At 61.0% G+C, this 13,451-nt stretch carries 8 protein-coding genes and 1 pseudogene; 6 read left to right on the plus strand and 3 right to left on the minus strand.

The genetic code is table 11. The features are described from left to right. Positions 1–161 precede the first annotated feature (161 nt). The 6 genes and pseudogenes from ppk1 to WFM45_RS14140 all read left to right on the plus strand — a co-directional run bounded on the left by ppk1 (position 162) and on the right by WFM45_RS14140 (position 9,750). Complete coding sequence (gene ppk1, locus WFM45_RS14110) at positions 162–2,225, plus strand: polyphosphate kinase 1 (RefSeq protein WP_004941606.1); 2,064 nt, start codon at positions 162–164, stop codon at positions 2,223–2,225. A gap of 10 nt (positions 2,226–2,235) precedes the next feature. Then, a complete protein-coding gene (gene ppx, locus WFM45_RS14115; protein WP_033632396.1) occupies positions 2,236–3,786 on the plus strand; it encodes an exopolyphosphatase in 1,551 nt (516 codons plus the stop codon). A 181-nt stretch (positions 3,787–3,967) separates the two neighbouring features. After that, positions 3,968–4,150, plus strand: a complete 183-nt coding sequence (locus WFM45_RS14120; RefSeq protein ID WP_004941600.1) for a YfgG family protein — start codon at positions 3,968–3,970, stop codon at positions 4,148–4,150. 103 nt (positions 4,151–4,253) lie between these two features. Then, a complete protein-coding gene (gene mgtE, locus WFM45_RS14125; protein WP_004941597.1) occupies positions 4,254–5,687 on the plus strand; it encodes a magnesium transporter in 1,434 nt (477 codons plus the stop codon). Between the two features lie 185 nt (positions 5,688–5,872). Continuing rightward, positions 5,873–9,202, plus strand: a pseudogene (locus tag WFM45_RS24665) (diguanylate cyclase). A 194-nt stretch (positions 9,203–9,396) separates the two neighbouring features. Further along, a complete protein-coding gene (locus tag WFM45_RS14140; protein ID WP_004941591.1) occupies positions 9,397–9,750 on the plus strand; it encodes a DNA-binding protein in 354 nt (117 codons plus the stop codon). 8 nt (positions 9,751–9,758) lie between these two features. On the opposite strand, the gene alkA is transcribed toward WFM45_RS14140, so the two are convergent. From alkA to WFM45_RS14155, 3 genes are all read right to left on the minus strand, one after another. Further along, a complete protein-coding gene (gene alkA, locus WFM45_RS14145; protein WP_033632393.1) occupies positions 9,759–11,249 on the minus strand; it encodes a DNA-3-methyladenine glycosylase 2 in 1,491 nt (496 codons plus the stop codon). A gap of 161 nt (positions 11,250–11,410) precedes the next feature. Further along, positions 11,411–12,250 (minus strand): oxidoreductase, encoded by an 840-nt coding sequence (locus WFM45_RS14150; protein ID WP_085337333.1) that lies wholly within the window; start codon positions 12,248–12,250, stop codon positions 11,411–11,413. 147 nt (positions 12,251–12,397) lie between these two features. Further along, positions 12,398–13,408: an AraC family transcriptional regulator gene (locus WFM45_RS14155; protein WP_336956121.1), complete on the minus strand. Its 1,011-nt coding sequence runs from the start codon at positions 13,406–13,408 to the stop codon at positions 12,398–12,400. Positions 13,409–13,451: the final 43 nt, after the last annotated feature.

The following is a 13,451-nucleotide window of genomic DNA, read 5'->3' on the forward strand; positions in this document are numbered from 1 at the left end:
CCGCCGCGGGGAAAATTTATTGCCGCCGAGAAACGCCGCGCGCCAACGCAATGGATATGTTGGACTTTCCTGTCAATCTCTCGCAATAATGATGAAGGACACTAGAGCGGCATCCGGGCGCTGCGTCCCGGATCCTATTCTAAATTTGAACTGGAGTGGCAATGGGTCAGGAAAAGCTCTACATCGAAAAAGAACTAAGCTGGTTATCCTTTAATGAGCGCGTGTTGCAGGAAGCCGCAGATAAGAGCAATCCCCTGATTGAACGTATGCGTTTTCTGGGCATTTACTCCAACAACCTCGACGAGTTCTATAAAGTCCGCTTCGCCGATCTCAAACGGCGCATCCTGATCAGCGAAGAGCAAGGCTCCGCAGGTTCCTCACGCCATCTGCTGAAAAAGATCCAGGCCAAGGTGCTGAAGACCGATCAGGAGTTCGACGGTCTGTACAACGATCTGCTGCTGGAAATGGCGCGCAACCAGATCTTCCTGATCAACGAACGCCAGGTGTCCGAGAACCAGCAAATCTGGCTGCGGCAATATTTCAAACAGCACCTGCGCCAGCACATCACGCCGATCCTGATCAACCACGACACCAACCTGGTGCAGTTCCTGAAAGACGATTACACCTATCTGGCGGTGGAGATCATCCGCGGCGCGCGCATCGACTATGCGCTGCTGGAAATCCCGTCCGACAAGGTGCCGCGCTTCGTCAATCTGCCGCCGGAAGCGCCGCGCCGCCGTAAGCCGATGATCCTGCTCGACAACATCCTGCGCTATTGCCTGGACGATATCTTCAAGGGCTTCTTCGACTACGACGCGCTCAACGCCTATTCGATGAAGATGACCCGTGACGCCGAATACGATCTGGTCACCGAAATGGAATCCAGCCTGCTGGAGCTGATGTCCTCCAGCCTGAAACAGCGCCTCACCGCCGAGCCGGTGCGCTTCGTTTATCAGCGCGACATGCCGAACGAGATGGTGGAGCTGCTGCGCGGCAAGCTGGGCATCTCCAACTACGATTCGGTGATCGCCGGCGGCCGCTATCACAACTTTAAAGACTTCATCAGCTTCCCGAACGTCGGCAAGGCCAATCTGGTCAACAAGCCGCTGCCGCGCCTGCGCCACATCTGGTTCGACGGTTTCCGCAACGGCTTCGACGCCATTCGCGAAAAGGACGTGCTGCTCTACTACCCGTACCACACCTTTGAACACGTGCTGGAGCTGCTGCGCCAGGCGTCGTTCGATCCGAGCGTACTGGCGATCAAAATCAACATCTACCGCGTGGCGAAAGACTCGCGCATCATCGAATCGATGATCCACGCCGCGCACAACGGCAAAAAGGTCACGGTGGTGGTCGAGCTGCAGGCGCGCTTCGACGAAGAGGCCAACATTCATTGGGCGAAGCGCCTGACCGAAGCCGGCGTGCACGTGATCTTCTCGGCGCCGGGGCTGAAAATCCACGCCAAACTGTTCCTGATTTCGCGCCGTGAAGGCGATGAAATTGTGCGCTATGCTCATATCGGCACCGGCAACTTTAACGAAAAAACCGCGCGCATCTACACCGACTATTCGCTGTTGACCGCCGACTCGCGCATCACCAACGAAGTGCGCCGGGTATTCAACTTTATCGAGAACCCCTACCGCCCGGTCACCTTCGATAACCTGATGGTGTCGCCGCAGAACTCGCGCCTGAAGCTGTATGAGCTGATCGACAACGAAATCGCCAACGCCCAGGCCGGGGAACAGGCCGGCATTATGTTGAAAATAAATAATCTGGTGGATAAAGGGCTGGTAGATCGGTTATATACCGCGTCCGGCGCCGGCGTGAAGATCCGTCTGCTGGTGCGGGGCATGTGTTCCCTGATTCCCAACCTGCCGGGGATCAGCGACAATATTCAGGTGATCAGCATCGTCGATCGCTTTTTGGAACACGATCGGGTTTACGTTTTCGACAACAAAGGTGACAAACGGGTGTATCTGTCCTCCGCCGACTGGATGACCCGCAACATAGATTACCGTATCGAAGTGGCGGTATCGCTGCTGGATCCGGCGCTGAAACAGCGCGTTCTGGACATTCTGGAGATCCTGTTCAGCGATACGGTCAAGGCCCGTTATGTGGATAAAGAACTGAGCAACCAGTACGTGCCGCGCGGCAACCGCCGCAAAGTGCGCGCCCAGGTGGCTATTTACGAGTATTTAAAAGCTCTGGAACAACCAGGACAGTAGGCCAGCAACTATGCCGCTAAAAAACACTGCAACGAACAAACCGCAGGAAATCGCCGCCATCGACCTCGGGTCGAACAGTTTCCACATGGTGATCGCCCGCGTCGTCAACGGCGCCTTACAGGTATTGGGCCGTTTAAAACAGCGGGTGCATCTCGCCGACGGATTGGACAGCAACAACGTACTCAGTGAAGAGGCGATAGAACGCGGCCTGGCCTGCCTGGCGCTGTTTGCCGAACGGCTGCAGGGCTTCCCGGCGGATAACGTCACCATCGTCGGGACCCACACCCTGCGCCAGGCGGTGAACGCCGAAGTGTTCCTCAAGCGCGCCGCCAAAGTGATCCCCTACCCGATCGAAATCATCGCCGGCCAGGAAGAAGCGCGCCTGATCTTCATGGGCGTGGAGCACACTCAACCGGAGAAAGGCCGCAAGCTGGTGATCGACATCGGCGGCGGCTCCACCGAGCTGGTGATCGGCGAAGACTTCGAGCCGCTGCTGGCGGAAAGCCGCCGCATGGGCTGCGTCAGCTTCGCCCAGCTGTTCTTCCCGGGCGGCGAGATCAGCAAAAACAACTTCCGCCGCGCGCGGCTGGCGGCGGCGCAGAAGCTGGAAACGCTGGCCTGGCAGTACCGCATTCAGGGCTGGCAGTACGCGCTGGGCGCCTCGGGCACCATCAAGGCCGCCCACGAAGTGCTGGTAGCGATGGGTGAAAAAGACGGTCTGATCACCCTGGAACGCCTGGAAATGCTCGCCGAACAGGTGCTGCAGTTCAAAAGCTTCAGCTCGCTGAGCCTGCCGGGGCTGTCGGAAGATCGCCAATCGGTGTTCGTGCCGGGGCTGGCTATCCTGTGCGGCGTGTTCGATGCGCTGGCGATCCGCGATCTGCGCCTGTCTGACGGCGCGCTGCGTGAAGGCGTGCTGTATGAAATGGAAGGCCGTTTCCGCCACCAGGACATCCGCAGCCGCACCGCCAAAAGCCTGGCCGATCACTACAACATCGACCGCGAACAGGCCAAGCGGGTGCTGGAAACCACCGAGCTGCTCTATTCGCAGTGGATGGCGCAAAACACCAAGCTGGTGCATCCGCAATTGGAAGCCCTGCTGAAATGGGCCGCCATGCTGCACGAAGTGGGGCTGAGCATCAACCACAGCGGCATGCATCGCCATTCGGCCTACATTCTGCAAAACTCCAACCTGCCCGGCTTCAACCAGGAACAGCAGCTGCTGTTGGCGGCGCTGGTGCGTTTCCACCGCAAGGCGATCAAGCTGGAAGAGCTGCCGCGCCTCAACCTGTTCAAAAAGAAACACTACCTGCCGCTGATCCAGCTGCTGCGTCTGAGCACCCTGCTCAACAACCAGCGCCAGTCGACCACCACGCCGGAAACGCTGCGCCTGACCACCGACGACAACCACTGGACGCTGCGCTTCCCGGCCGGCTACCTGGCGCAAAACAACCTGGTGCAGTTGGACTTCGAGCGCGAGCAGGCCTACTGGAACGACGTCGTCGGCTGGAAGCTGCTGATCGACGAAGAAGGTTCGCAAGACGAACAGCGCTCCGCCTGATCCCCCGCCCCCTGCCAGCCAGGGGGTTTTTCTTTCCGCCCCCGCTCCGCCAACCTAAACGAAACCCTAATACGCCGCGCCGCTCGCCGGAAAAAAATGGACAACTTTTGTCATCAGCGCCTAAAATCCGGTTACAAATTCTCGAGCGAATAACACAGGACACCGGCATACCGGGTGATATATGCGCAAGAAAACCACCGGACAGATGACGAAGATAGTGTTGTTTATCAGCTTTATCATTTTAGTCGGCCGACTGCTGTACGCCGCCGTGGTGGCGGTGCCTCATCATCAGGAAAAAAAGCAGGCCGCTGCGCAAAACGCCGCCGAAGTCAGCGCGCCGCAACAGGACGCCTCCTCTGAATAACCGCCGCGCCCCGTCCGTTTCATAAAAATGACTCCGGCACTCGCTATGCTCTATCTTTTAATGAGCCTGCGTCAGGAACGCCGAGCGCCCGTTAAGGAACACCATGTCAGCCGCAACCCATAACGTCAAAAAAGTCGCTGAACACCGCCAGCGCATTCTCACTCTGTTGTTGAACAATAAGGAATTGGTCGACGGCATTCTCGGCCGGCCAGGGGATGAACACGCCCTCAGCCAAAGCGAACTGCTGAACCAGACGGCGGAAATCACCGGCCTGCTGGACGACATGCACGCCGCCGACCTGGCGGACCTGCTGGAGGCGCTGCCGCAGGACGAACGCATGGCGCTGTGGCGGCTGGTGGGCAACAGCAAGCGCGGCCAGACGCTGGTGGAAGTCGCCGAACCGGTCTGGGACAGCCTGATCGAGGAAATGAGCGATAAAGACCTGCTCAAAGCGATCAAAACGCTGGACGTGGACGAACAGGCCTATCTGGCGCAATACCTGCCGCGTAACCTGATGGGCCGGTTACTGACCTCGCTGGAGCCGGAGCAGCGCGCTCAGGTGCGCGAGATGAGCCAGTACGCCAAAGACAGCGTCGGCTGGATGATGGATTTCGAACTGGTGACGGTGCGGCCGGACGTCACGCTCGGCGCGGTGCACCGTTTTTTGCGCATGCGCAAAACCATTCCCGACGCCACCGATAAACTGTTCGTCACCGATCGCAAAAACACCCTGCTGGGCGAACTGCCGCTCACCGCGGTGCTGCTGAACGACCCGGAAATCCCGGTACGCGAGGTGATGGACAGCGATCCCGCCACCTTTCAGCCTGAGGACAAGGCCGATGAAGCGGCCGGCGCGTTCGAACGTTATGACCTGATCAGCGCCCCGGTGGTTGACGCCAAAGGTAAACTGATGGGCCGCCTGACCATCGAAGAGATCGTCGACGCCGTCAACGAAGAGAGCGACACCAACCTGCGCCGCATGGGCGGTTTAAGCCCGGAAGAAGACGTGTTCGCCCCGGTCAGCAAAGCGGTCAAAACCCGCTGGGCCTGGCTGGCGATCAACCTCTGTACCGCATTCATCGCCTCGCGGGTGATCGGCCTGTTCGAGCACACTATTTCCCAGCTGGTGGCGCTGGCGGCGCTGATGCCGATCGTCGCCGGCATCGGCGGCAACACCGGCAACCAGACCATCACCATGATCGTGCGCGCGCTGGCGCTGCACCAGATCGAAGTCGGCAACATCTCGCGCCTGATGCTCAGAGAGCTGGGCGTCGCCATCATCAACGGCGTGGTGTGGGGCGGCATCATGGGCGTGATCACCTGGCTGCTGTACGGCGACGCGGCGATGGGCGGCGTGATGACGTTGGCGATGCTGCTCAACCTGCTGCTGGCGGCGCTGATGGGCGTGGTGATCCCGATGACCATGCTCAAACTGGGCCGCGATCCGGCGGTCGGCTCGAGCGTGCTCATCACCGCGCTGACCGATACCGGCGGCTTTTTCATCTTCCTCGGTCTCGCCACCCTGTTCCTGCTGTAATACGCCAAAAGCCGGCCCCGCGCCGGCTTTTTCGTCATTCTGTCGCCGGGTTTGCGCTAACGCAGTAAAGTCGGCCCTCCCGGTAGGTTTTCCTCCCGCGCTGTACTACCCTTTTTCAATAAATCATCTTGATTCATCCACGTCATGAATCCAATCACAGGCAGAGGTCATCGGTAAGGATGTCTATGGATATCAGCGCGCCGAACACGTTCGGCACACACAAAGGCGTTATGCTGAAACATTCTCTGTTCGTGGCGCTGGCGACATTTTTGCTCGCCTTGCTGAGCCTGTCGTTATCCAGTGAGGCTCATCACTTCACGCCGCTGTGGTTCCCGACCGCCGCCGCGATCGCCGTGCTGTATCGCCATCCCCCGCGTCATTGGGGTTTGCCGCTGCTGGCCAGCGGCACAGGCATCGTACTCGCCAGCTTCCTGCTGTTCGGCCTCAGCGCCATTCCGGTCAAGCTGGCCGCCATCAACCTGCTGGAAGCGGCAGTGTGCGCTCTGCTGCTGCGCCGCACGCTGCCGGCGATCGATCCGCTGAGCGATCTGGGCTGTTGGCTGCGCTTCGTGGTCTGCGCGGTGATCTTTACCCCGTTGTTCAGCGCGCTGCTGGCCGCCGGACTGCCCCCCACGCCGAACCAGACGTTTTGGCAATCGTTCGGCACCTGGTTCATCTCTGAAGCGATAGGGGTGCTGTCGCTGGCGCCGCTCGGGCTCACCTATCACCGCCGTCTGTTGGCCGGGCTGAATCCGTATCCGCTGCTGTTGACCCTGATGGGCTCGCTGGCCTTCAGCTATCTGGCGCTGACGCATCTGCCCTTCCCCTTTACCTTCGTCATCCTGCCGCTGCTGTGGGCGGCTATCGCCCTGTCGCGCTTCGAAACCTTCACCGTCTGTTTCTGCACTCTCCTGCTGATCACCGTCCTGCTGTCGCTGGGCCTGCTGCGCCTTCAGTCTTCCCAGCACACTTTCCTGGGTGAACTCGGCCTCTATCTGCCGATGTTGCTGATCCTGATCCCGGCGCACGCCATGGCGATGGTGATGCACACCTTCCGGGTGGAAAAGCAACATATCGTCGAGAGCGAAAGCCGCTTTCGCAGCGCGCTGGAGTATTCCGCCATCGGTATGGCGCTGGTGTCGCCGGAGGGCAAATGGCTGCAGGTTAACCAGGCGCTGTGTAAGTTGCTCGGCTATCCGCCCGAAAGACTTTATCGCCTGACCTTTCAAGAGATCACCCACCCGGACGATCTGAACGCCGACCTGACCCAACTGCACGAACTGCTCGACGGCCATATCAGCAGCTACACCATGGAGAAGCGCTATATCCGCAGCGACGGCCAGACGGTCTGGGCGCTGCTGGCGGTCTCGCTGGTGCGCGACGGCGAAGGCCGGCCGTTGTACTTCATCTCTCAGGTGGAGGACATCAGCGACCTTAAACGCAGCGAGGCGGAGAACAACCGGTAGGTGGAGCGCATCACGCTGGCCAACCAGGTGGGCGGCGTCGGCATCTGGGAATGGGTGATGAGCCAGGAAAACTTCACCTGGGATCAGCGCATGTTCGAACTCTACGATCTCCCCCCCGACCAAACGCCGACGCTGGCGCTGTGGCGCACCCTGCTGGTGCCGGAAGATCGCGAGCGCACCGATCGCGAGCTGGCCGAGATCCTGGCGCAGCCGCGGCCATTCATCATGGAATTTCGCATCATCACGCGCAGCGGCAAACTGCGCCATATCCGCGGCCAGGGCAACGTGATCCTCGACGACCAAGGCCGCCCGCTGCGCCTGATCGGCACCAATATCGACATGACCGAACTCAAGAGCCTCGCCGAGGCGCTGCACGAAGAGAAAGAGCGCCTGCACATCACCCTCGACGCCATCGGCGAAGGGGTGATCTCCACCGACAGCCACCAGCGCATCACCTTTATGAATCCGGTGGCGGAACAGATGTGCGGCTGGCCGCTCGACCTGGCGATCGGCATGCCCGTCGCCGGCGTGGTGCGCCTGACCAACGGCAAAGACGGCCCGGAAATCGAAAACCTCACGCAATACCCACGGCAATGGCCGGCGGATTATGCGCTGGTGCTGCACAGCCGCGACGGGCGTTATTTCGACGTACAGCAGTCGGTCTCACCGCTGAAAACCCTCGACGGGGAAACCATGGGCGCGGTGATGGTGCTGCAGGACGTCACCGCCTCGCGCGAACTGATGAAAAAACTCAGCTACAGCGCCTCGCACGATGCGCTGACCGGATTGCCGAACCGCACCCGCTTCGAGAAACAGCTGAAAGCGGCGATCGTCGCCGGCGGGGAACCGTCGTCGCCGCATTCGCTGGTGTTCCTCGATCTGGATCGGTTCAAGGCGGTGAACGACACCGCCGGCCATGCGGCGGGCGATGCCCTGCTGCGGGACATCGCCCAGCTGATGCGGCATCAGCTGCGCCATAACGATTGCCTGGCCCGGCTGGGCGGCGACGAGTTCGGTCTGATCCTGTACGACTGCCGGCTGGAACAGGCCAAATCGCTGGTGCAGCAAGTGGTTAATCAAATCAGCCAGCACCCGTTCTACTGGGAAGGGAAGATTTACCGCGTCGGCGCCAGCGCCGGCATCACGCGCATCAGCGCCGACGCCAAAAGCAGCGAACTGCTGGCGCAGGCCGATATCGCCTGCTACACCGCCAAGCACCAGGGGCGCGGCCAGGTTTATCTGTACGAAACGCGGCAGAAACAGCTGCTGGAGCGGCAGCACGAGGTGCTGAGCCTGCAAGAAGTGCAGACGATCATCAGCGAGGGGCAACTGCGGCTGCTGACTCACGCGGTCGCGCCGCCGGCGACGCCGCTGTCGGCCGCGTTTCACCAGGTGAAGCTGCAGGTGATGGCACAGGACGAGCGCCCGCTGTCGCACGAGGCGTTCATCGCCGCCGCGCAGCTGTACGGCCTGATGCCGGACATCGACCGCTGGACGGCGGCGCAACTGCTGGTGAAATATGCCGACGACATCAAACGCAAAGGGCTGTCGCTCGCGCTGCCGCTGGCCATCGACAGCCTGCTGAGCGACGACTTCCAGCGCTACCTGACGGAAACGGTGCGCGCTTCCTCGCTGCCGCCGCAGGCGCTGCTGTTCAGCGTCGATGAGGCCGCGATACTGGAGCATGCCGCGCAGTGTCGGGCATTTCTCCGCGAACTGCAGCTGCAGGGCTGCCGGCTGCTCGTCAACGGCTTCGGACATAACATCAATGCATTCGATGAACTCAGCGATCAGAAGATCGACATCATTCGCATCGATGAGCGCTTTATCACCAACGTGCACTGCAACCAGATGGACGAGCTGATGGTCTCGATGCTCAACGGCGCGGCGCATCGCATTAAAGCGCAGACCTTCGCCGGGCCGGCTCACCAGCCGGTGACGCTGCAGGCGCTGCGCGACATCGGCGTCGATCTGGCGGACGGCGACCAGGTGGCGCTGGAGCAGCCGCTGGCGGTGTTGCTCAGCGACGGCTATTTCGGCATCCGTTAACCTTCTCCCCCTCTCAGGCGCCGTCTCCCGGGCGGCGCCTCGCATCTCGTTCGTTACATGATATTAACCAAGACAAGATTAGTGATATAAATAACACCTGAAGCTTAAACGATTAAGTAAGATGAAGCGCCCATGCGACTATCAGCGTATCCGTTGATTTTCCTCGGCAGGTGATGGCTCAGGGATAAGGGACTATGGAAAAGAAATGGTTTTCCGCCAGGGAACTGATGGGTAAGGCGGGGTTGCCTTCAACTCCGCAAGGGGTCAATTTGATGGCCCGGCGTGAAGGCTGGGTCAGCCGCCGCCGCAGCGGCGTACAGGGCAAAGCGCTGGAATACCATATCGACAGTCTGCCGTTCGGCGCGCGCAGCCTGTCGGCGTTGCGCGAAACCGACCATCCGGATTACGACGTCAAACGCCAGGATCCGATACGGGTCTGGATCGAGTATTACTACCACCTGACGCCGGCCGAGCGGGAAAAGCTGCTGGCGTTCCTGATGCGCGAGGGCATGAGCCGCCTGCTGCAGCTGATCGACACCCCTCGCTAGCTCTGCGTTCAACTCTCCCCTTCCGGCGCCCAGCCGCCGTTGTGCCACAGATGCAGCGTGGCGTAAGAACGCCACGGGCGCCAACGTTCAGCGTAGCGTTCTATCTGGCGCGGCGTCATGCCGGGAAAACGCTGTTTGATCAGGTAATCGCCGGCCAGGAACACGTCCGGCCACGACCAGGCGCGCATCGCGATATAGCTGGCGGTCCAGCTGCCGATGCCCGGCAGCGCGGTCAGCGCCTCGATGCCTTGTTCGATATCCAGCACGTTATCGAGCTGCAGCCGCCCTTCGCCCAGCGCGCGGGCGATCTCGATCAGCGCCGCCGCGCGCTTCAGCTGCACCCCGAGCGGGCGCAGTTCTTCGGGCTGCAGCTGCGCCACCCGTTCTGCGGTGGGGAAGACATGGGTGATGCCCTCATGCGGCGTCGCCAGGGCTTCCCCCCAGCGTTCAGCCATCCGCCCGGCGAAGGTCGCCGCCATTTTCACGCTGACCAACTGCCCCAGCACCGCCCGCGCCGCCTGCTCGAAACTGTTCACGCAGCCCGGCAGGCGCAGCCCCGGCGCATCGGCCGCCAGCGAGCCCAGCGCCTCATTGATGCGATCCGGCGCGGCATCCAGATCAAACAGCAGGCGCACCCGGCGCAACACCTCCGTCGTCACCAGACTGAGCGCAGGCGCGATCTCGACCCGAACCCGATTGCGCGCTTCTTCCGGCTGCACGCTGACCCAGCCGCGGTGTTCCGTGCCGCCCTGGCTGACGGCGATCGAGCGCAGATAGCGGCGTCCGTCGACCCGCTCCACGCCCTGCACGGCGCGCGCCTGCAAGAAATTCAGCATGCGCTCCCAGTCATAGGGCGGCCGATAGCCCAGGTGAAACACCAGCCCGCTGGCGGCGGCCCGTTCACCGCGCGCGCCGCCGCTGCGCAGCGCTGACGGGATCAGGCGATAGCGCGCCTTGAACAGCTCGTTGAAACGCCGCAGGCTGCCGAATCCGGCGGCGAACGCCACCTCGCTGAGCGGCAGATCGGTGTCCGCCAGCAGGCGCTTGGCCTGCAGCAACCGGTGCGACTGCGCGTAATCGATCGGTGAGGCGCCAAACTGTTCGGCGAAGATGCGCCGCAGATGGCGATCGGAAATGCCCAGCCGCGCCGCCAGCGCTTCGCAACTGTGTTCGGACAGATAGCCCTGCTCGATGAGCTGCACCGCCACCTGCGCATAACGGTTGCCCAGATCGATCAGCGCCAGACCGGGCGCCAGCTCCGGCCGGCATTTGAGGCAGGGGCGAAATCCCGCCAACTCTGCCGCCGCCGCGCTCGGATAGAAGGTGCAGTTTTCCAGCTTCGGCGTGCGGGCGCTGCACACCGGCCGGCAATAGATACCGGTGGAAGAGACGCCGACGAAAAAACGGCCGTCGAATTTGCGGTCACGCGCGCGCAGCGCGTCGTACAACGCTTGCTGTTGAGTATTCATGGCAACGCTCGGGGTCGGTTTTTTCTGCATTATGGGGCTCGGCTGGCGTGCTGACGTGCGGAATTCGGACATTAAGTTACGCACCTTCCCACCGTCCAGATTAGCGATTGTCTTTAATGATTATGGGTCTGAACAGCGTTCAGACGCACCATTTTCACCGCCACCGACATAAAGCCCCGCTGCCCGACGACTTATTGCCCCCGGCGCGGTACCCCCAATGCCCGGCGCATCAGCCCATCGAAGGCGCGATCGGACAACAAGCGCCGCAGAAAAATCAGCGGTTTCGCGCCAAACCCCACGGCATAGCGCGTTTTCGGACGATGGGCGGCGACGGCTTTGGCGATCGTATCGGCAATCACGCTCGGCGGCGATTGCCGTTTCTTGCTGGCGTCGCTGACCATGGCGTGGGCGACAGCGTGAGCCTGAGCGGCGTACTCGCTCTGGCCGGAAACGCCGATCAGTTTTTCCGCGGCGATATCCGCCCATTCACTCTGGATGCCGCCGGGTTCGATCACCACGACATCGATGCCGAAAGGTTGCACCTCCATGCGCAAACAGTCGCTGATGGCCTCCAAGGCGAATTTGGTGCCGTGATACCATCCGCCCAGCGGCGTATGTATTTTCCCGCCCATCGACGTAATATTGATGACGGTGCCGGAGCGCTGCGCTCGCATGTGCGGTAAAATCAGCTGCGTCAGCCGAACCGCACCGAACACATTCACATCAAATTGAGCGCGAGCCTCATCCGCAGAAACGTCTTCAATAGCGCCATAGGAGCCGTAACCGGCGTTATTGACCAACACATCGATACGCCCCGTTTCGGCGATGATGGTCTTTACCGCCTGCGCCATGGAAGCATCGTCGGTGACGTCCAACGGCAAAACGCGAATGCCGGCGGCAGCCAGAGCCTGCATGCGTTCAACCCGGCGGGCGGCCGCATAAACGGTGTGCCCGCGCTGCTTTAACGTGACGGCGGTGGCTTCGCCAATACCGGATGAGGCGCCGGTCACCAGGATCACTTTGGACTTCATACTGACTGCTCCTTATTAGGATGATTGCGTTGGCGACTGCCTGCGCAGTCTGTATGTTGTCCACTTTAAGCGACGGGCGCTGCCGCAACCATGTCGAACCGCGCCAATCAACTCGCAGAATGCGCCAACGTGAACAGCGCCTCTCGGCTAATTCAGCCGCATCGCCTGGCGAGCCGCTTCCGGTGTTTGCCCTGTCCATTCGTGAAAGGCGCGGAAGAAAGAGTTCGGTTCTTCAAAACCGAGCAAAAAGGCAATCTCTCCGCTGGTAAGGGTCGAATGCTTAAGATAGTGGCGCGCCAATTTTTCCCGGGTGCCGTTGCTCAGCGAACGAAAACTCTCGCCCTCATCTTCCAGACGCCGCTGCAGCGTCCGGCGGCTCATGCCCAATCTTGCCGCCACCGCGTCGATGCCGGCGGTATTGCTGGGAATCAACTCCAGCAGCACCGCACAAACGCGCTCTCCGGTGGTTGCCGTGGCGTCCAGTTCACTGAGGCGACGACGCAACTCGGGTTCGAAAACGCGCCACATGCCCTCATTCACTGTCAAAAAGGGACGCAAGGCATCTGCGGAGGAGAAAGTAATGCCCGGCCCTGCCCCAGGCGTTACCGCGCAGCCGAAGAAGGCTGCCAAGGGGCGTGAAAGGGCTGCAGGCGGCAGTTCACGCAAGGTGATACGGCGCGCTTTTACCGGTTCGCGCGTGGCAAGCTGCGCCAGCCGAACATAAAATGCCAGCTCAGCCACCAGCAAAGACGCCGGTACCGCCTCCTCCGCCAACAGCCAGCGGGGTGAAATCGTCATTTCGCCTTCAGGGCCGATGGCGAGCTCCAGGCTCATCGGCGCCGTAAGTTGCTTGTATTTCGCTAACCGCTGGACAGCTTGCGCCAGATTGGCGCTGCACAGGGCGGCGAATATCGGAGGGTCAAACGATTCCGTTGACATCAGCGCCACGATTTTCAACGGAAACAACGGGTCGCCCGTTCCTTCCTCCATCGCGCGCCAGAAGCGGAAATATTCTTCCGTAGTGATCCCTTCAGCGGTGCGTGACAACAGATCTTCAGGCAATGCAGCCCGGCGTAAAACATCCGTCGGCTGGAGCCCCAGATCTTTCAGCAGGGTTCTCCAGCCGATATTCATGAGAAAGGTAGAGTTGCGCGTCATGAAATCCTCATCACAGAGTCATAGGGAAAGGCATTCCCCGCTC

Origin of the sequence: Serratia sp. KG1D (assembly GCF_037150675.1) — a bacterium.
Classification (GTDB): domain Bacteria; phylum Pseudomonadota; class Gammaproteobacteria; order Enterobacterales; family Enterobacteriaceae; genus Serratia; species Serratia nematodiphila.